Annotated in this window: 29 protein-coding genes and 1 tRNA gene; 17 read left to right on the plus strand and 13 right to left on the minus strand. The window is 58.0% G+C overall.

The window, feature by feature from the left end; genetic code table 11:
• Positions 1-31 precede the first annotated feature (31 nt).
• Positions 32-1,207 (plus strand): MFS transporter, encoded by a 1,176-nt coding sequence (locus tag IT971_RS09160; RefSeq protein ID WP_063092966.1) that lies wholly within the window; start codon positions 32-34, stop codon positions 1,205-1,207.
• A 146-nt stretch (positions 1,208-1,353) separates the two neighbouring features.
• Here the strand turns inward: IT971_RS09160 and IT971_RS09165 are convergent, their stop codons facing one another.
• Complete coding sequence (locus IT971_RS09165; protein WP_007089886.1) at positions 1,354-1,575, minus strand: hypothetical protein; 222 nt, start codon at positions 1,573-1,575, stop codon at positions 1,354-1,356.
• Positions 1,576-1,862: 287 nt separating this feature from the next.
• Between IT971_RS09165 and IT971_RS09170 the strand changes: the two genes are divergently transcribed.
• A tRNA-Ser gene (locus IT971_RS09170) sits at positions 1,863-1,955 on the plus strand.
• A gap of 179 nt (positions 1,956-2,134) precedes the next feature.
• Positions 2,135-3,490, plus strand: coding sequence for a DUF6538 domain-containing protein (locus IT971_RS09175; RefSeq protein WP_196871208.1), 1,356 nt, complete (start codon positions 2,135-2,137; stop codon positions 3,488-3,490).
• Here IT971_RS09175 and IT971_RS09180 read toward each other — a convergent pair.
• From IT971_RS09180 to IT971_RS09235, 12 genes are all read right to left on the minus strand, one after another.
• Positions 3,435-3,671 (minus strand): hypothetical protein, encoded by a 237-nt coding sequence (locus IT971_RS09180; protein WP_110252315.1) that lies wholly within the window; start codon positions 3,669-3,671, stop codon positions 3,435-3,437. The two genes, IT971_RS09175 and IT971_RS09180, sit on opposite strands and share 56 nt — an antisense overlap.
• 1 nt (position 3,672) lies before the next feature.
• Positions 3,673-3,933, minus strand: a complete 261-nt coding sequence (locus tag IT971_RS09185; RefSeq protein ID WP_158526652.1) for a hypothetical protein — start codon at positions 3,931-3,933, stop codon at positions 3,673-3,675.
• Positions 3,920-4,813 carry a hypothetical protein gene (locus IT971_RS09190; RefSeq protein ID WP_110252317.1) on the minus strand — a complete coding sequence of 298 codons (894 nt, stop codon included), beginning with the start codon at positions 4,811-4,813 and terminating at the stop codon, positions 3,920-3,922. The genes IT971_RS09185 and IT971_RS09190 overlap by 14 nt, the downstream gene beginning before the upstream one ends.
• Before the next feature lie 251 nt (positions 4,814-5,064).
• Positions 5,065-5,646 (minus strand): hypothetical protein, encoded by a 582-nt coding sequence (locus IT971_RS09195; protein ID WP_110252318.1) that lies wholly within the window; start codon positions 5,644-5,646, stop codon positions 5,065-5,067.
• A 33-nt stretch (positions 5,647-5,679) separates the two neighbouring features.
• Entirely contained in the window at positions 5,680-6,363 is a 684-nt protein-coding gene (locus tag IT971_RS09200) for a hypothetical protein (protein ID WP_110252319.1), read from the minus strand.
• Complete coding sequence (locus IT971_RS09205; RefSeq protein WP_196871209.1) at positions 6,360-6,605, minus strand: hypothetical protein; 246 nt, start codon at positions 6,603-6,605, stop codon at positions 6,360-6,362. Before IT971_RS09205 ends, IT971_RS09200 begins: the two co-directional genes overlap by 4 nt.
• Entirely contained in the window at positions 6,605-7,018 is a 414-nt protein-coding gene (locus IT971_RS09210) for a hypothetical protein (protein ID WP_110252321.1), read from the minus strand. Before IT971_RS09210 ends, IT971_RS09205 begins: the two co-directional genes overlap by 1 nt.
• 103 nt (positions 7,019-7,121) lie before the next feature.
• Entirely contained in the window at positions 7,122-8,321 is a 1,200-nt protein-coding gene (locus IT971_RS09215) for a phage Gp37/Gp68 family protein (RefSeq protein WP_110252375.1), read from the minus strand.
• 11 nt (positions 8,322-8,332) lie between these two features.
• Complete coding sequence (locus IT971_RS09220) at positions 8,333-9,031, minus strand: hypothetical protein (RefSeq protein ID WP_071240151.1); 699 nt, start codon at positions 9,029-9,031, stop codon at positions 8,333-8,335.
• Between the two features lie 16 nt (positions 9,032-9,047).
• Complete coding sequence (locus IT971_RS09225) at positions 9,048-9,602, minus strand: Nmad5 family putative nucleotide modification protein (RefSeq protein ID WP_110252322.1); 555 nt, start codon at positions 9,600-9,602, stop codon at positions 9,048-9,050.
• A 131-nt stretch (positions 9,603-9,733) separates the two neighbouring features.
• The gene (locus IT971_RS09230) at positions 9,734-10,522 is read right to left on the minus strand and encodes a phage antirepressor KilAC domain-containing protein (RefSeq protein ID WP_071240150.1); all 789 of its coding nucleotides are present in this window, start codon (positions 10,520-10,522) and stop codon (positions 9,734-9,736) included.
• Positions 10,523-10,697: 175 nt separating this feature from the next.
• Entirely contained in the window at positions 10,698-11,366 is a 669-nt protein-coding gene (locus IT971_RS09235) for a helix-turn-helix transcriptional regulator (protein ID WP_063092980.1), read from the minus strand.
• 156 nt (positions 11,367-11,522) lie between these two features.
• Here IT971_RS09235 and IT971_RS09240 point away from each other — a divergent pair, with 156 nt between their 5' ends.
• From IT971_RS09240 to IT971_RS09300, 14 genes are all read left to right on the plus strand, one after another.
• Positions 11,523-11,783 carry a helix-turn-helix domain-containing protein gene (locus IT971_RS09240; protein ID WP_063092981.1) on the plus strand — a complete coding sequence of 87 codons (261 nt, stop codon included), beginning with the start codon at positions 11,523-11,525 and terminating at the stop codon, positions 11,781-11,783.
• 47 nt (positions 11,784-11,830) lie between these two features.
• Complete coding sequence (locus tag IT971_RS09245) at positions 11,831-12,331, plus strand: hypothetical protein (protein ID WP_071240149.1); 501 nt, start codon at positions 11,831-11,833, stop codon at positions 12,329-12,331.
• A complete protein-coding gene (locus IT971_RS09250) occupies positions 12,328-12,735 on the plus strand; it encodes a hypothetical protein (RefSeq protein WP_071240148.1) in 408 nt (135 codons plus the stop codon). Before IT971_RS09245 ends, IT971_RS09250 begins: the two co-directional genes overlap by 4 nt.
• Entirely contained in the window at positions 12,732-12,977 is a 246-nt protein-coding gene (locus IT971_RS09255) for a hypothetical protein (protein WP_071240147.1), read from the plus strand. Before IT971_RS09250 ends, IT971_RS09255 begins: the two co-directional genes overlap by 4 nt.
• Positions 12,974-13,639: a hypothetical protein gene (locus tag IT971_RS09260; RefSeq protein WP_110252323.1), complete on the plus strand. Its 666-nt coding sequence runs from the start codon at positions 12,974-12,976 to the stop codon at positions 13,637-13,639. Before IT971_RS09255 ends, IT971_RS09260 begins: the two co-directional genes overlap by 4 nt.
• Positions 13,636-14,301, plus strand: coding sequence for an SAM-dependent DNA methyltransferase (locus tag IT971_RS09265; RefSeq protein WP_110252324.1), 666 nt, complete (start codon positions 13,636-13,638; stop codon positions 14,299-14,301). Before IT971_RS09260 ends, IT971_RS09265 begins: the two co-directional genes overlap by 4 nt.
• A 433-nt stretch (positions 14,302-14,734) precedes the next feature.
• Complete coding sequence (locus IT971_RS09270) at positions 14,735-15,127, plus strand: hypothetical protein (protein ID WP_110252325.1); 393 nt, start codon at positions 14,735-14,737, stop codon at positions 15,125-15,127.
• Positions 15,127-15,564 (plus strand): hypothetical protein, encoded by a 438-nt coding sequence (locus IT971_RS09275; RefSeq protein ID WP_110252326.1) that lies wholly within the window; start codon positions 15,127-15,129, stop codon positions 15,562-15,564. The genes IT971_RS09270 and IT971_RS09275 overlap by 1 nt, the downstream gene beginning before the upstream one ends.
• Positions 15,564-16,175, plus strand: a complete 612-nt coding sequence (locus IT971_RS09280) for a hypothetical protein (protein ID WP_110252327.1) — start codon at positions 15,564-15,566, stop codon at positions 16,173-16,175. The genes IT971_RS09275 and IT971_RS09280 overlap by 1 nt, the downstream gene beginning before the upstream one ends.
• Complete coding sequence (locus IT971_RS09285; RefSeq protein ID WP_071240141.1) at positions 16,172-16,510, plus strand: hypothetical protein; 339 nt, start codon at positions 16,172-16,174, stop codon at positions 16,508-16,510. The genes IT971_RS09280 and IT971_RS09285 overlap by 4 nt, the downstream gene beginning before the upstream one ends.
• Positions 16,500-16,625 carry a hypothetical protein gene (locus IT971_RS22530; RefSeq protein ID WP_255414984.1) on the plus strand — a complete coding sequence of 42 codons (126 nt, stop codon included), beginning with the start codon at positions 16,500-16,502 and terminating at the stop codon, positions 16,623-16,625. Before IT971_RS09285 ends, IT971_RS22530 begins: the two co-directional genes overlap by 11 nt.
• Before the next feature lie 93 nt (positions 16,626-16,718).
• A complete protein-coding gene (locus IT971_RS09290; RefSeq protein WP_146216697.1) occupies positions 16,719-16,940 on the plus strand; it encodes a hypothetical protein in 222 nt (73 codons plus the stop codon).
• Positions 16,940-17,137, plus strand: a complete 198-nt coding sequence (locus IT971_RS09295) for a hypothetical protein (protein ID WP_110252329.1) — start codon at positions 16,940-16,942, stop codon at positions 17,135-17,137. Before IT971_RS09290 ends, IT971_RS09295 begins: the two co-directional genes overlap by 1 nt.
• Positions 17,137-18,228 carry a site-specific DNA-methyltransferase gene (locus IT971_RS09300; protein ID WP_110252330.1) on the plus strand — a complete coding sequence of 364 codons (1,092 nt, stop codon included), beginning with the start codon at positions 17,137-17,139 and terminating at the stop codon, positions 18,226-18,228. The genes IT971_RS09295 and IT971_RS09300 overlap by 1 nt, the downstream gene beginning before the upstream one ends.
• Positions 18,229-18,492: the final 264 nt, after the last annotated feature.

Consider the following 18,492-nt stretch of genomic DNA (forward strand, 5'->3'; position numbering starts at 1 on the left):
GTAATCATCTGTTTTTATTGGAGTTGGCAACATGCTGTTACTGACCAATGGATCAGTGCGTCTGCTATTTATTGCCCAGGCGCTTTACTGGTCCTGTTCGCTGATCGGGATAACCCTGACATCACTGATCGGAATTGATCTGGCACCGATGGCGGAACTGGCGACCCTGCCATTGGCCTTGCTGGTTGTGGGCAATCTGGTTTGTGTGCATCCGCTGTCGATGATCATGCAGCATTATGGCAGGCGCACGGGATTGTTTCTGGGAGCCGCAAGCGGCGTGGTTGGCGGTGCTGTCGTGGCGGGTGGTGTGTATCAGGCGGAATTTTTGCTGGTGTGTCTGGGCACGTTTTTGATTGGCGGATATCAGGCATCGGCAATGTATTACCGTTATGCCGCCCTTGAGGCGGTCCGCGATGATCAGAAAGGTCGTGCGGCGGCACTTGTGGTTGGTGGCGGTGTTCTGGCGGCGCTGATCGCGCCGGAAATTGCCAGCTATACGCGTAACATGGTCGCGATTCCGTTTGCCGGATCGTATCTGGCATTGGCCGGGTTGGCGACCATCGCAGCCCTGATCATGTTGATGTTGCGTGATGGCGGGGTTCCGGCAAAAACGCGCACCGGTGGTGCGGTCATGCTGGAACTGTTGCGCCGTCCAAGGTTGCGCGGGGCGATTGCCATCAGTGCCGCGGGCCATGGCATCATGATCCTTGTGATGACGGCAACACCGCTTGCCATGAAGTTTTGCGGGTTTGATGTCGATACGGCGGCGAATGTCATTCGCTGGCACATTATCGGCATGTTTTTACCAGCCTTTGCCGCCGGCCCGATGATTGATCACTTTGGCGCGCGTTTGATGGCGATGGTCGGCGCGCTGGCGCTGTTGTTCAGTGTGGCTTTTGCCGTGTCGGGGATCAGTTTTTCGGCGTTTCTCATCAGTTCGTTCTTGCTTGGGATCGGTTGGAACCTGATGCTTCTGGCGGGGACGACGCTTTTGGGCGAGGGGCATGACGCATCGGAACGCGGTCATGCGCAAAGCCTGATGGAGCTTGGCAACAGCATTACCGGAACCGTGGCATCGCTGGTGGCAGGTGCGCTGATTGCCGGGGCGGGGTGGAACATCATCAATTTCGGTGTTTTGCCGGTGCTTCTGGTTGCCATTTTCCTGATGTGGGCGGGGGGCCGCAAACCGTTGACGCAAGGCGCATGACGTACATAAAGAAACCGCCGGTCAAACGACCGGCGGTTCGAGTTGCAGGGCGAACGGGGAGTGTCGCCCCGGCGCGATCTCGTATCGCGTGGTGTCACCGGCGGGAATGACCGCGCCGCTGTATCCGGGCAATAAAAAACCGGCCCTCAGGCCGGTTGTGCATTCATTGTCGGGCTGTGGGCCGCGACGAATTCCTTGATCTTTTGCAGGACAAATTCACGAGATGAGTTTTCACGGGTGCGAAACAGCACTTCGCGATCATGAATGACAAGACCGAGATAGACCGGGCTTGTGTGGCCTTCCTTGCTGAGTTTCAGGGCGCGAAGGGTATGACCGTTGTCATCCGTGCTCTGATAGATGGTGCGCATGGTGCTTTAACCTGCTTTCTGTCTCTGACGGGTTCAAACCGGAAAAAGAAGCTTACAGTGCCCTTATGACAGCCAAGTTTTTCGCTGCGATGACAGCAATATGATGGTTTGAAGACTCTTTTGATCCTCAACCGCAAAAGGCAATGGCAAAGCCCTTCAAAAAGCTGGTGGTTTCATTCGCCCGATTTGATAAAAGAAAACGACCAGATCGCCTGTTTCCGGCATTGACATGGGATGATGCGATGTTTAAGAAAGGCGTCGTTCCGCACGGAACAGCAGAGAGATAAGGGCAAGTGGCCGAGTGGCTGAAGGCGCTCCCCTGCTAAGGGAGTATGGGGTCAAAAGCCCCATCGAGGGTTCGAATCCCTCCTTGTCCGCCAGTGAAACAAGCGCCCAAGACGGGCGCTTTTTTCTCTTCCGCACCAAATAACAAAACAAAAACAATGGTTTATGTGGTTGGCATTCGTCGCGCTTGACGTATGATCGCGGTATGAATACCCTCGCGCCTTCGGTTTTGGTACACATTTTGGTACACACTTTGGTACACGGGGCGGGATTCATGGGCGAGAATGCGCGCAGATATATCACCCGGCGCGGGGTGAAATATTCCTATCGTCGCCGCGTGCCATCGGATCTTGAGGACGTGCTGGGGCGCGAGGTCAAGATATCGCTTAAGACCGATAGTTATGACATGGCGTGTGACCGTGTCGGCGCGGTCAATGACCGGGTCATGGCCTATTGGGATGACCTGCGCGCGACCGGAAAGGCGACCCTGATTGCCGAACGTTATGCCAATGCCCGTGCGCTGGCCGGGCGGCTGGGCTGGCGATATCGCACCGCTGATGACCTGGCAGTGAACGCGACGGCGGGCGAGGTGATCGAACGCCTTGAAGCCCTTGACGGGGTCGATGACCGGCGGATCACGACGGCCGTTCTGGGCGCTGCCCCCGAGCCGCAATTGCGCCTGTCGGGGCTGTTTGCCGAATATGAAAGCCTGACGCGCGATCAGCGGGTTGGCAAGTCCGACCGGCAGATCAAGGTGGCGCTGGGTCCGTACAGGCGATCCGTCGCCAGCCTGATCGATGAAATCGGCGACAAGGTGGTGTCGGAGATCGAGCGGGCCGACGCGCTGGCATTTCGCGCCAGGTGGTCGCAGCGGATGACCGAGGAAGGGCTTTCGGCCAAATCGGCCAACAAGGAATTCAACAGCCTGCGCGCCATGTTCCGCACGATTGGCGATGCCTATCTGGGCGGGCGTGCGAATCCGTTCGTCAATATTTCCTTTGCCACCAAAAAGGCCGGCGGCAAAAAGCGCGGCGCGACCGTATCGGCGCAATGGGCCTATGATGTGGTGTTGTCGCCGATTGCAATCATGGCCGGGATTAATGATGAGGCGCGGCTGATTACTGCGATCCTTGCCGAAACCGGGGCGCGGCCCAGCGAGATATGCGGATTGCTGCCCGAAGATATCCGGCTTGATGGCAAGGTGCCCTATATCCAGATCAGCCCGAACCGGATCCGGCAGCTTAAGAACGAACCATCAGAACGGCAGATACCGCTGGTTGGCGGGGCATTGCCCGCGGCGGCGGCATTGATCAATGCGGGCGGGATCGTGCGATATCTTGGCAACAATACCGGGTTTTCCAATGCGGTGAACAAGTTCCTGCGCGATCATCATGCGTTTGAGCATGGCAGGCAAAGCCTGTATTCGCTGCGGCATTGCTTCGAGGATCGGTTAACCGCGGTCGAGGCCCCGGACAAAATTGCCGCAGCCCTGATGGGGCACAAGTTTCATCGTGAGAAATACGGGGCGGGGCCGTCACTGGCGCAAAAGCGCGACTGGCTTTTGAAGATATCGCTTATGCCGACTTCATCAGATCGGACATCAGGCTTTCCAGTGCAGCGGGCTGGCTGATGCGGTTGCGTTCGTCATAGAGCTTCTTGGCCAGCGCCATCAATTGCCCGTCGTCAAACAGATCGCCCTGATCACGCATGATGCGGGCGAGTATAGCCAACGCATTGTCGATACGGGCAAGCGTTATCGGCTCGCCCGTATCAATGCGCCGCGCACCTTTCATGGTGATCGCGATGGTCACATTATCCCCCTTGTTTGCATCGCCCGCGGATCAGGAGACGATCCGGGGACAGGACGCTGTCGCTTTGTGAATAGACGCGCCGGTCAATTTCATCAAACCCGTTCGGGCACATGCCATAGCGGGCAACATCTTCGCGCATCCACCGTTCCCGATCTTCATCGGAGTAACCAAGAAGAACGGTGCCATCCCAAACAAATTCGGTATCGCTGACCGGGGTGAAACGGGTGTGGTTGTGGCGGTCCGTGCTTTCACATGCCGTCATGGTCAATCCCCCGATGATCACTGCGGTGATCGCCATCCATCCGTGTTTTTTCATTGCAACCTTCCTTGACAATTGTGCCGATCACAACAACGACCGGTCGTATAAGGTCACGCGAATTTAACGGATTGGCAAGGTGGCATCTGTCAAACCAGATTTTGGGGATGGCGGTTTCGGCGATGGTGAAAATGTCGGGGCCGCTGCCATCCTCGGTATTGATGGCAACCACGCGGTCGCCGGGCTGGTATGTGGTGGCGGTGCAATCGGCGGTGATCGTCTGCCCATCGATCACGAAAACCGCATGATCCGGATCAGGCTGGTCATTGGCGGCAGGCAGGTGGCGGATGCCGTAATCGCGCGGGGCGCGGATGATGCCGTTGTCGCGGTCCTGTTTCATCTGGGCGATGATCATGTCGCGCACCGGGTGGAAATGGACCTGCAACAGTTCGCTGGCGCGGGAATTGATCTGCTGCATTTCCGCCCGCGTCGGGTGCCATGGGCGATTGTGCCGTGCCGGGATCACGATTGGCATGCGGTTTTGCCGCCATGCGGTAAAGACGGTGATCACTTCGCGTCGGACGGCTTGCGCACGGGTGGTTCTGGCGAACATGCAGATCAGCAGGGCCTGTTCTTCATTCAGCCAGTATTCCTGCACGTTTCGTTGTGCGCCCGACCCGATGCGAACCATCGCCCCACGGTGGGGCGTTGGTCCGTAAGTGTTTAATTCTTCAAGGTTTCGTTCGATCAGATCGCGGATTTTACGCGGTCGGTCAAAGCCGAGTGACTCGCCCAGATGTCGGGCACAGATGCGCGGTTCGTCCTTGGTGATTGATGTATCAAGATCGGATATGGACAGAGTCCGGGCGTTGGTTGGTCCGCTCATGGCGACCTCCTTGTGTGTCGGGTTAACCCGATCACAGAGACGCCAATCTCTGGTGATCGGACGTGCAGGATTGGCGTTACCATCACAAGGAATGGCGCACCCGAAGGTGCTCCCACACGCCCGACCATAAGAAAACCGCGCAAGTGTGGCGCGGTTCGAGCGCCTTGTGACAGACGGGACGCCAATCCCGGCCATGGATGCGTCCATGACGGCGGGAATGTTACGCCCATCGATTTGCGCGGTCAAGAATGTCATGCGGCGCTGCTTTCTTCAACGCTGGCCGCAAGTGCCGTGCGGTAGCTGCCCGGTCGCCAAGACAGGACCGGTTTTGTTTCGGTCAGAATGTCATTGACCTTGGCGATCGCGTCGGCCAGTTCCGGTGCGACATCCGACAGATACATGTCTTCGGGCAGGTAATCTTGCCACATTTCATCGATATCAATGATGGGTGCATATTCCGGTTCACAGATGACCAGCCGCAGGGCTTCGGCCTGCAGGTCGTCATTGTCGGCCAGATGTTCGCGCAGTTCCTCTTCATCATTAAAGAACCGATCGAGCGTTTGGGAATAGACCATGCCGCCGTCCCATTCGGCAAAAGGCATCGCGTTGTAGCGTTGTTCCGCGTGCTTTGCCCGGCATTCATCGCAGCATGTCCAGTTGCGCTGGTGCTCGTGTTCGCCGCATTCCTCGCAAAGCTTGTGGGTGCAGCCGTCGTATCGGGCGGTTCGTTCGTCATTGCCATAAAAGCGGCCGGTGGAACTGACCCAGCCGGTGACCTGCCGCAGGCTTGCGGCTTCCAGGCTGTGATACAGTATTTTCGTTTCGGTTTTCATTCCTCAGTGCTCCTTAATGATTGGCCCGCGGAGTCATGCCGCAATGCTTTCAAGTGCCCAGCCGCCCCATTGGTCGGCGCAGGCGTCGGCCATGCCGGGGAAGAACCGGCTGCGTTCCTTTGCCCGTTCCGGGCCGGGTGGCATCCGGTGGACCCGGCACCATTTTTTCCATTCGTCGCTGCCGCGTTGGGGTTCGGGCAGTTTGTGGGTCGGTGTCAGGCACGGCAGGTTTTTGAGATACCAGCCGGTGTTTTTATATTCCGGGTGCCCGAAATGGTGGGGCTGCACCATCTGCGGGGCGGGCAGGTCATTGGGCATGTGGGCCTTTGCTATGTCGTGCATTTCCGGGTTCTCGATCGCGATGCGATCAACCGGCGCGCGCCAGCAGGCCGTGAACAGGTCAACCCCGTCCTTGAATTCCTGTTTCATGCTGTCCCATGTGCGCCCGGCAGGGAGTTTTTTGGGTGGGGTCATGAAACCCTCGCCTGACAGCCAGCGCCGCCCGGCGCGGCAAAGGCGTGTGCAAGGCGGGTGGGCGACAATCAGCAAGTCCCATCCGTCTGCCAGGATATCGCGAATGTCGCCGGTGATATGTTTGTTCGACCGATCCTCGGCCGGTAGCAGGTCGCATGACCATGCGTCGTGCCCGCGGGCGGCAAACGCCCGGCGCACGGTGCCGGTAAACTCGCATCCCACGAGTACGCGCAGGGTTGTCATGCTGCTTCCTCCGGGGCAGTCGCCGCCGCGTCAAGTTCGCGGGCTTCGGCTATCGCGGCGGGTAGTCTGGAAACGAGTTCTTCGGCTTCTTCCGCTGTGATAGACAGGTAAATCCTGCTATCGAAATGGATATCTACCGTTGCCGGAACATTTATAAAAACCTTTGTTTCAGTTTTATATTTGTGTGCGGATATACGGATTTTTCCGCCATCCGTTCTATCGCTAATCGATGCATAGGCCATCACGCATTCCCCCGTTCAAGCCGGTCCGGGAAAGTGCATTGGGAGAGTTCGACCCATGCGCTTTCGCGGTCTTTGGTGGTGGCGTGGAACTGGAAATCGACCAGGATGCGACCGCCGGGAAGGGCGGCAACGCAGGTGGCCGGTCGGATCATGCCGCGATGCTGGTGCGGGTGGCCCGCCGGGTCCATCACCACGACGTTAAGCCGTTCGCCAATGGTCGGCAGGGTGTGGTCGGCATGGTCGGCAAGGATTTTTGCCGCACGGGCGCGGCCCGCGCAAAGCAGGACATCATCGGGGGTGCGGAAGCTGATCGGGCCGGGGGTGGTGTCGTTGGCGGCTTGTTGAAGGGCGGCAAGCTGATCGGCGCTAAAGGCCGATGCGTGGACGGTGAATGGTTCAAGCTTGGTAACCATGGGGTCGGTTCCTTTTCTGACTGGCTGATCCTTGCGGCCTGCTGCCCGATCACGACGGCGATCAGGGCGCAGGCGGTGAATTTGGCAAGGGGCAGTATCGGGTTCATGCGGCGAAGGTGCCGGATTTCACCAGTGCGCTTTCGGCGGTCCGGTTTTCGTTGGCGGATACAGTTGGAAAGGCGTTGTGCTCGACGCCGTCAAGCAGGCGTCCGGCGGCTTTTTTGCCGACGTTACACATCCATGCGCCGCCGCGCTCTTTCCAGTCTGTTTCGACATAGCCCAAGCCATGCTTCCGAACGCCAACGCCGAGCACCTCGCCGGAAGGCAGAAAGATATGGTCAGCGGAAGCACCTTTGACGCCCGGAAATTCAAGGTGCGAACAGTCTTTCCATGCGCCCCACTGCTTAAAGAAGAACGGCACGCTTGCCGCCTTGCACTGATCGCGCAAAGATCGTGCCCAGACCGGGTGCATCGGTCGGGCGTTGTGTCCGCTTTCGCCGCCGCAGATGACCCAGTCGATGGTTGCGCCCCTGAAGGCTTCGTCATCTTCGATATCGAGACCTTCGTTATCGAGGCAATTGAAACTCCATTCGCCGGTCGGGAGATCGGCAATGATAAGGTTATCCAGTTCCACCGGGCCAAGGAGCGGTTCCGCGCTGATGAACCGCACCGCTGCCGGTGTTTTCAGCAGGGTAGGAATGCGTTCAATGGCTGTTGCCTGATCCTCGACACTGGTGCCGATCCAGACGTTGGGCAGTGGAAGATGCACCGCCAGCCACACGGAAGGATCTTCGCCGGTTCTGTCAAAGTGGATACGTTGGGCTGCACCTTCTATCATGGCATCACGGAAACCATCCCATTCAAGCCGATCATGGCCGGGGCCATTACCGATGGATGTCATGTATTGCCGGGCTGCTTCGATCCGTTTCGTGAGGACGATGAATGTGTGCTGCGGGCACAGTGCGGCGATGGCAAAGATATCATCTATCCACGATTCCTCGTGTCCCTCGTAAAACAGGTCCGTCATGCTGCACACAAAGATCGTGCGCGGTTTTTTCCACATCAAAGGCTGCCGGACCACGATAGCGTCAAGGAAGATTTCGACCTGATCGGCATCCTGTGCGGCATAGCGCACCGGGTTTTTGAACCGCTTCTGGAAGTCGGCGGCGTAACAGTTCTGGCAGCCTGCGCTGACTTTGGTGCAGAAATGTCCGGTTCCACCGGTTGACTTGTTCTGCGCCCGGATAGGGTTCCACGTCTCGCCCTTGGTGTCGGGTCGCTGGGTCCATTCTATTTTGGTCATGATGGTTCCTTTCACGCCGCCGCAATCAGCCGGGCCATGCGGAGGCTGTTGCCGGTCAGTTCGGTTGCGTGGGGCTGGGTGATGCCAATGGCGCGGTTCATCGCGTTGGCGATGCGGGTGGCGTAAAACAGGGTGGCATAGGGGCCGATCAGGGCATCCATGCGGGTTGATCCCGGTTTGTGTTCGGCGCACCAGGCGATATGCACGGTTTCGGCTGGCTCACAGCCGCCAACGCTGCGCGCAGTTTCGACACAGAAGGCGATGCGCGACAGCGTGCAATCGCGGATCTGATGGGCCCTGAATATCTCGTGATCGAACAGCAGGTGATCGATCTTCTTCTGCAGTACGATGATATCTGACGCGATCAGAAGCGGGTTGAAGCCAGCGCCGCATTCGGCGATCTGTTTGCGCCAGCGGGTGGCGTTGTGGGTTATCAGCCTGCCGCGATACTCATCTGCAGGCTTTGCATCCACCATGGCAAAGAAATCGCGCAGCGCACGGGTATGCGCGTTGCGATCAGACACTTGATCCTGATGATTGCGCAGGCAATCAAGCTGATCGATCACGGCGGCCAGCCAGTCGGTTCTGGCAAGCTGTTCGCGGGCGGTTGCGCGGTCTTCATCGGATGCGCAACCCTGTTCATGGGCCGCCGCGTAGGCCAGAAAGTTCTGGCGCGCGACCTGATAGGCGGTTTCACTTGGTTTGAACATGGGGGTTCCTTTCAGGTCAGGCGGCTTTGGCGACCGGCAGGTCCAGCGCCTTGTTAAGGTCCTGGGTGATGGTCGCGGGGAGTTGAGCCTTGGCCGGTTCCGGCGGCAGGAAGGGTTCGACCTCTGGCCAGATTTCAAGCAGGCGTTTGGTGCTGCCAACGCTTTTCAAAACGGCTTCGGCCTTGGCTGCTGCCTGCGCTTTGCGTTCCTTCAAATCCTTGCGGGCGTTTTCCAGTGCGGTCCATTCAAGGGTAAAGGCGTGTTGCGCGTCGTACGCTGTGCTGCGCATGGTCGATCCGCTATAGCGGTCGATATAGAAGCAGCGCCGTTCGCTGGAAAATTTCAACGTGTCCCGGCACCCGGCGAAGTTGACAAAGGTGTCGCGCGTGACCGGCAATGCGCCGTCCGGCATGCTTTCCATCTGTTTGCGCGTCGCCTTGCCGTAATAGTCACAATAGAGTTTGTCGGCGAGGGTCGTTTCCATCTGGTCGATGGCTTCCTGATCGGCAGTGAAGCGGTGCTTGATCAGGGCTTCAATGATGTCGTTACGGATTTCGTTTGAGAGTTTCATGGTTGGTTCCTTTTGCCTTATGGGCAAATGTCACTGAGCTCAAAATTGAGCCGAGTGATATGGGTGTGTCGAAGATCACCACCGGCGCAATTTTGAGCCGGTGCTCCCCTCAAAATTGAAGGGAGTGCGGGTCATTTGACCTCCGCAATGGCGGGTTTGATGATGGTGGCAAGGCGGGTCAGGCCCTTGGCCGTGATGCGTACCTGTTCGGTCACCTTTTCCGAACCGTCGCCGCGCCAGACCGTTGTCGTCTTGTGTTCCAGAAGGCCCTGCGCGGTTTTGGACTGATAGCCAAGCCATGTGGCGGAGCCGGGCCGCTTATAGGTCCAGCCATTCTGCGCCAGCCATGCAAACAGGTCCTTGGGCCGCATTTGCAGGACCTTGGCGGCGTTGGTGATGCACATGGTGCCATCGGCCTGCGCGATGCGGTCGAGTGCATCCAGCTTTGGTTTGGCTTCCTCGATCTGATGTTCGAGTGCGATGACCTTTTCGGAATAGGTCAGAAGCAGGCCGCGCAATGCGGTCGGATCATTAAGCTGCTGGTGGATGTCGGTCGGGCTGGTGGTGGTGCCTTCCATCCGTTCGCGAACAACGGTGTTGCACCACATATGGAATTCCGGCGACAGGTACTTGGCATAGGCCATGCCGACCTGCCAGTGGGCTGCCGTCGTTCCGGTTCTGCCCTTGCCGATCTCTAAAAGGTGGGAAATTTCCACATTTAAACTGTCAGCCAAGAACAAGCAGAATTTTTGCGCATCTGCCGAACGAAGCCATTCCGCCGGTTTACGGGATGGGTCGCTGTCCGCAGCGCGCCACATATCTGTCAGGTTCAGTTTGTCGTCATTAACCCGAATCGCCGCCCCGTTGTAAGACAGTGTGGTAGCGGAGTTGTCATTGAAGGCTTGAAGTTGTGCATTCATCGCAAAAGCGCCCTTTGCTGTATTGAACGGGCAAAGGGTGTCGTTAATATTCGTAATTGTCAACGATTAATTAGGATAAAATAACGAATAATAACGGCAGAAAACTGCGCTCAGTGTCGGAATATCCGATCTTGACTATCTGTTGAGCTAGTAAAAGGTCGGGGAATCCGACCTTTTACGCCGGATAGATGGCGACAATGCGGGCGACGTTGACGATGGCGTCGGCTGGTATTGTGATCTTTTTGCCTTCGTTGCTGTAAATCGTGCCGGTGAAACCGTGTTCGTGGCTGTTTTCAAGGCACCGCATCAGGTGTATTTCGCCGTCGGTGTCATGGATGGCTGCATCGTCGCCCGGTGCTACGGGGTCATCGGGCGAACATAAAACGGTTTCGCGCATTCTCAGTCGGGGCATGTTAAGTGTGTTGGCGACCCTTACGGCATAGACATTGCCGGACAGTGTCATGTTCTGCGGTGCCTCGACATAGGCAATCGGAAAGATTGTGGCGATCACCCGCCCGTTTTGCGCCCTGCCGACCACGGGAACCGCACCGCCAAACATTGGCGGTTCTGCCGATGGTACGCCCGATGATGCGGCAATGCTTGCGGGCGGCGGCGACGAAAATCGTTGCGCGGTTTCCCCGAAAATATCAGACAGTTTGGCGTGCTGCGTCTGCGCGATTTTGAGTTTGTTTTCCATGCGCAGGTCACGGGTTTTGCCGTTCTTGTAATGTCGCAATGCCGATTCATTAATGCCCGCGCGTTTGGCTACCGCCAGTGTGCTTTGCCCGGTTCTTTCCAGCCATCTGTTGAAGCTTTGGCGCTGGTCTTCAATCGGATCTGTCATTTTCTCCTGCTCCAAATGTCCTGCTGTTTCTTGGTTTTCGGCATTGTGCGCGCAACAGGTTCGCATTGTTATCGGCAAATAGTACGAATTATCGTTGACAATAGTTATAAATGCCGAATATGTTGGGTTCATCATCAGAAGAAAAGGCAGTGAACAATGTCGATTGATGCAAATCTGAACCGTATCCGGGCATGGCGGCATCACAAGGGCTTTGCGATTTATCGACTGGCCACGATGGCTGGTGTCAATGAGGCCGCAATTCGCAAGATTGACAGCCCGGAATGGAACCCGACCGCCAATACAATTCGCAAATTTGAGGCCGTTATCCCCGCCGATTTCATGATGGCGGCGAATGATACCGGTGCCCCGTCGGCCGCCAAGGCCGACCGGGGTGACGATCAGACCAAGGCGGCCTAGCGGGCTACCGACAGCATTTAAGTTCTCATACAACGGGAAATTGTTTTATGGCGAATACACCCCCAATTGCCCATGAAGCGGTACAGTCGGTTTTTACCGGCGCGTTCCGCCGCCATGTCGGCACCTATGATGCGGAAAACAAGGCGATCACGCTTAAGGCTTTGTCAAAGGGTGGTGTGATCAAGCCCCGGACGCTTGAATGTTATCGCGATGGTGAAAGCCTGCCGGGCATGGTCAATTTCCTGACGATTGCAAATTTTCTGCCCGCCACGTTTTCCAATGAAATCCTTGCGCTGGCCGGGCTTGGCAAGGCGGAAAAGCTTTCGCCCGGTGCTGTCACCATTCATCAGGCGATGGCGCATGCCGCGGAGGTTCTTGCACAACATTCGCAGCATATGGCCGATGGCATCCTTGACCATCGCGAGGCCAAACAGGACCTTGAGGCGATGATCCACTTGCTGGAAACCCTGCAGAATGCCGTCGCGGTCATCAGCAATGTTCACGCATTCCCTGCGTCGCGATCCAAGCGGGCCGGGGGTGCGGCATGAGCAACGGGAACTTTACCAAGGCACCCGTCCAGGTAGGCGCATGCCTGACCAAAGTAATTACAAATTTCCGTGACTCATCCGGTCACAAATCAAACGATAACTATGTCGGCGGCGGGCATCCAAAGATCATTTGCAAGATATCAAAGCAGGCATGGATGCCGGCGCTTGAAGCAACTGAAAATCTGTATCTGATCGCAGAAGCCTTCAATGTCGCCAATGAAACCGGTCTTACGCCAAGTCAGCTACGCGCACAGCGGGATGAATTGCTGGATGCGTTTAAAGCAATCGGTGCTGCCGATGAAGCAGATTTGATCGGCGCCAGTGACCCGGCAATCCGAGGGCTGCTCTATGCGGCGATAAGGGTGGCACGTGCCGCCATCGCCAAAGCGGAGGACCGGTCATGAGCCAGCGCGTCAAAACCGATCCGCAGACAGAACTGGTCGATGCCGCGCGGGCTTTCCTTCTGGATGTATATGGCAAGGCCCCGAAAGAGGCGATGTGCGGCATGACGCCGGACGGGCTGTTTCAGGCGCTTTACAGCATGTCGCCGTCGGCGGCGGCCCGCAATGCCAAGGCCAACCCGGATGGCGCGCCCAGCATTCGACTGGTGCAGGCCATCAAGCGGGCGGAAAGGGCAAAGCCATGACCGCCATCAAGAAACCCGTCCTTCCCCTGGCGCATGTGCCGCATGTGCCGGTTCCGGCCAATGATGCGCTGCCGCGCGCGACCAAGGCGTTGCCGGGGATATCGCAACAGATCGGTTTTGGCGGCCGTCGGCGTGACCTGCCGGTGGTGGTGGAGGCCAAGCGGCCGCAGCGCATCAATGTCATGGATTGCGCCGAAAAGGCGTTTTTCCCGTGGCTGGTGTGGTCGATCTATTGTTCCTATGACCAGGACGATGCGGATAATCGCGCGGTGATCGATGCGATGAAGCGCGATCTTGATCTTTGGGCCGATCTGATGCTGCCCGGTCAGTGGTCGGACTTCAAGCGCGAAGCCAACAATGCGGTCATGGCCGCCCTTGAACCGATGTTCGACAGGAATGCGGGCGGCTGGCAATCGATCAAGGTTATGATGGTGTTTCTGCTGCTGGTCAAATGGGTCGATACCCATGCCGACCAGCCGATGTTCACCACGGATTTCGCCCGCGTTCTGGCCGATATCGCCGCCCATCTTGACCGGTTGCATGGCGATGAATGCGATGCGGTCGAGCCATCGGCCCACAAGATGCTGGGCAAGGTGATCGCGCGGGTCAAGCAATGCGGCCTGTTTCAGTGGCTGCCGGATTATCGGGGGATTGAGGCATGACATCCCTTGGTGCGGCGATGGTTGGTGGACGGACGGGGATCACGGGCGACCGGTTGCGCCAGCAGGATGATTTCTATCCGACGCCGCCCGAAGTATTCGAGGCGCTGTTTCGCCGGATGCCGCACCTTAAGGGCAAACGCATCTGGGACCCGGAATGCGGTGATGGCGTTCCGGCGCGGGTGATGGAAAGCCATGGCTGCAAGGTGATCGGGACGGATCTGATTGATCGGGGTTATGGCACGGGAGGGGTCAATTTCCTGTCGGTCATGCGGCCGCGCGGATCGATCATCATCACCAATCCGGCCTATGACGCGAACCATCCCGCGCAGTTCATCGAACATGCGATGCGCATGCATGTCGGGGAAATGTGGCTTTTGCTGAAATCGACATACTGGCACGCGGAAAACCGGCAGGGGCTGTATCGCCGTCATCGCCCGAAATGGAAGCTTGAACTGACCTGGCGGCCCGATTTCCTTGGGCTGGGGCGCCCGACGATGGAATGCGCGTGGTTCGGCTGGGATCGGGACTGGACGCGTGCGGAAACCCTGCATGATCTGCTGGCGAAACCTTCGATGGATAACCTTGATCTGTTCCTGCCCGCCCCTGGTTCGCGGGTGGTGAATTGCCGCAACGATAATCAGGCGGAAACGACACTTTTGTAAGGCCCGGCGGGTGGGGCGTTGGTGGTTTGGTAGTGCCATCAACAGGACCCGACAGGGATCAGACGGACAGTACCCTGATGCAGAAATAACCCCGTCATCCGGTGGAGTGCCGCCTCCAAGCTCTCCGCACTCGCGACCGGACCCAACCCCGTTACCCGCGCCTGACGGCAGGGTCGGGGTTTTGGGGTGAAAGCCTGCAGGCCAAGAGGGTGCCAGTAAGTCGGGCATTATTTTGAAAGCACAAGTACCCCAGCCAAAGGAGGCCATCGTGTAGCAGTCCGGAACACTTTTACAGCCAAAAGCCCCTTACCCGGTTCCGGGTGGGGCTTGCGGCAATAGAAGGCCGGGCGGCGTTTGATGTGTCAAAACCTTGTTGTCCGCTTGGTGTGCTGTCCGGTCTTCGATCCATTTCTGTTCATGCGAGGGTGACGACATGACAAATCCCGTGACCGATATCGAATCAGCCGCCGCGCGCGGATCCGCACCGCGTCCGGTGACCAGCCCGCTTGACCTGATCGGGCTGTTGCGGATTGCGGCAAGCAGGCATTCCGCCCAGCCGCCGCACGAAAAGGCATTGAATGTGCTGCGCACCGCAATCGACCGGCGGGCGGAATATCTCAATGACCGTCATGCCTGCCGGGTTTCCGGCGCGGTGATATCCGTGCCCGCGATGGTTGATCTTGCCAATGCGGTGCTGGAAAAGGCGGAGTTGCATGATTTGCGGCTGCCTTATCCCGGTGCCAAATTCTCGCTGGCGGAGCATTGCCAGGCGGCAAATGACAACCGCCGCACCCGCTCATCGTTTGATACGGTCGGGGGTGTGTGATGGGGCGTGCTGAAACATTCGCCGAAATCATGGCGGTCACACTTGGCGAGGTCGCCAACGAAAACCGCCGGCCCGCCGATATCGTCAATGCCATCGTCTATGACCTGACGGTTGCGGGCTTCGCGGTGCGCCGGACTTACGAGCGCGTCGCTTATCACAGGGACATCATCGTTCTGTATGAACCGGGGCAGACCGGCATTTCCGGGGCCAGCCATCATGATGCGATGATGGTGCTGGAAGCGGGCAGCGCGGTCGATCTGCGCGGTGAACATGGCTGGCTGGTGGTGTGGTCGGAACGGGGGCGCAAGCGTTCCGCCTGGTTCGATGCCGAGGGCAAAAGCCCGATCCTGACCGATTACCGGGTTGCCAACCCGCGCACGCCGGTCGCCGGTGCCTTTGTCCCCCTGCCCGACGGGCAGAAATTGAGGGTTGCGTGATGGCAAAGCCTGATCAGTTCATATCCCCTGGCGCGCCTTTGACTAATTACCAGCGTGAATTGCTGGTGATCCTGATGGAGGAATGCTGCGAGGTTGCGCAGCGGGCTTCCAAGGCGTTGCGGTTTGGTCTGGATGAAACGCAGCCGGGCCAGCCGTTCGACAATGCACAGCGGCTGGCGCACGAAATCGGTGATTTCAAGTGCATGGTCAGTAAGCTGCTCGAAGCCGGGATGATCCGTATTACGGATGTTGATGTTGGTAATGCAAGCAAGCGCGAACAGCTTGCAAAATATATGCAGCACAACACCAGTGAGTCGGTGCCTGCCATCCCCGAAAAATGGACTGAGCGCATCAGCGCCAAGGCCAATCAGATCAAATGGTGCGTCCATGTGATCGGCCCCGATGATGTGATGGCGATGCCGTCATATGAGGCGGCTGTCGAAATGGCGCAACGCTGCAATCGAGATATCGTCGCGCATGATTTCGAACGTCTGATCGATATCATCTGCTTTGCGGTCGTCGCCCCGTATGACGGGGACGATCACGCCGCCGCGCTTGACAACGAACTGGCCAAGCAATGGCTTGCCGAACAGGAAGGATTAAAATCATGAGCAATCAAGCACTTGAAGAAATCGCCGCAGAACGCCAGCGCCAGATCAGTGGCGAAGGGTGGACGCCTGAGCATGATGATACCCATAAAATGGGTGAATTGGCGCGGGCTGCTTCTGTTTACGCGTTCTGTGCCGCCGATGCGGTTAGTCCCGAAGTGGCGCGTTCACAGGGCGCCAGTTTCCTTCCGCCTTTCGACTGGCCATGGTCACCGGAATGGTTCAAACCCACCAACCGCCGCCGCGATCTTGTCAAGGCTGGTGCGCTGATCGTGGCAGAGATCGAGCGGCTGGACCGTCTGGCGGCCAAGGCAGGGGACGGGGCAAATGAAATATGATCATGCCCGCTTTGCCCGCCGCCGTTGGCGCGCCCGGTTTGAGCGCCTTGGCAATATCGCTGTGGTGCTGTCGGTTCTGTTCCTTCTGGCTTTTACGTTCGGGTGGGTCCAATGAAACGCGCATTTGCCCTTTTGGCGCTGGCGGGTCTGTGGTGCGTGATTGCGGTCTGTGCGCCGCTGTCGCGCCCGATTGACGAGGATGGATGCGATGCCGATCCCCGTTAAGACCGCCAATCCCTATCACTGTGCGGAACATGACATGGCGCGGGTCATGCATGTTTCCACGCAGGGCTACAGCGTTCTGTGCTGCCCGCTTTGCGCGGTCGATACGGCAGAATTCAGGCCGGGCGAAACCGCCTGCACGATGCCGGATCTGCGCGCTTATACTGGTAAACTCAATGAAGCCCATGACCGGGCGGTGAGGGTGTGATGTCCAGATATCCGATTGCCTATAGCCCGCGTGTGCTGCATCTGCCCGGTGATTTTGGCGGCTGCATCCTGATGCCGGTCCTGTTCGGTCCGCTGCTGGATTTCTCCGGCCGTCCCGATTTCGCGCATGTCGCCACGGTGACGGTCCGGTCAACAGGGGTTCGTATCCTGTTGCTGCGCAGGGTCGGGGGTTGGTGATGACGGTTGAAATCCTGATTGGTGATTGTCGCGCCCTGCTGGCGGAACTGCCTGATCAGTCGGTGCATACCTGTGTCACCAGCCCGCCTTATTTCGGTCTGCGTGATTATGGCTGTGACGGGCAGATCGGTCTGGAAGCGACGCCGGCAGAATTCCTTGCCGCGATGGTCGAGGTATTCCGCGATGTCCGCCGCGTTTTGCGAGATGACGGCACCGTCTGGATCAATATCGGCGATAGTTACGCTGGCGGCGGCAGGGGTGGAAGTCCGGGCCATTCGCCGCATATCAAGCAAAAATCCAACTCGGGGTCATTGTCGGTCCGTGGCGTCAAGCGCGACGCCGAAAATTTCAAGCCAAAGGACCTGATGGGTATCCCTTGGCGTCTCGCTTTAGCCCTGCAGGATGATGGCTGGTATCTGCGCCAGGACATCATCTGGTCAAAGCCGAACCCGATGCCGGAATCGGTAACGGATCGCTGCACAAAGTCGCATGAATATATCTTTCTGCTGACCAAGCAGGATCGATATCACTTTGATCACGAGGCGATCAAGGATGACGCAAACCTGACCGGCAAGGGTAACGCCGCCAGTTTCCGGGGTGGTGCCTATGTTGGCGGCGCAACCTTTGACAATACCAATGGTGGAAAGCGCAATGTGTCGGGCAATGTGCAGCCGCGCGGATCTCGTGACAGTTTCAAGCGCGAAGGCTCAAAGCGCGGTGTTTCCCATGTCGGGCAGAATATGGGCACCCATCGCCCGGATCGTGATGACGGGCAGTGGGATATCGCCAAGCGCAACAAACGCAGTGTGTGGACCGTGGCAACGCAGGGGTTCAAAGAGGCGCATTTCGCGACCTATCCACCGGCCCTGATCGAGCCCTGCATCCTTGCCGGATGCCCCGAAGGGGGCACTGTGCTGGACCCGTTTGGCGGGGCAGGCACCACCGGCCTTGTGGCGGACCGTCTCAAACGCAATGCCATCATGATCGAACTGAACCCGGAATATGCCGAAATTGCCCGCAAGCGGATAGAAGGTGATGCGCGGTTGTTTTCCAATGTAACGGTCAGCGACCCTTTGGCGGGTGCGGCATGACCCAGCCATCAATATTGACTGTCGCGGGCAGGGGGCGTAAGGTAACGCCCATCAACGGGAAAAATCCGTTGTGGGGGCCTGAAATCTCCCTGTTCCAGACGGTTAGCCGTCACGTCAGTTACGGCTATTTTTGTGCCCGGATTCCGGGCGCAGCTTCTCGCTTAGGGCGGGAGGGCGGTGCCATACAAGACCCGAAAGGGGAAAGTATCCGCGCCTGCCTCTGGACAGGTTTTCAGCCTCCCGCCACCAGCGCGGTCCTGAAAA

The sequence above is a fragment of the Thalassospira sp. B30-1 genome, assembly GCF_015767575.1.
Classification (GTDB): Bacteria; Pseudomonadota; Alphaproteobacteria; order Rhodospirillales; family Thalassospiraceae; genus Thalassospira; species Thalassospira xiamenensis.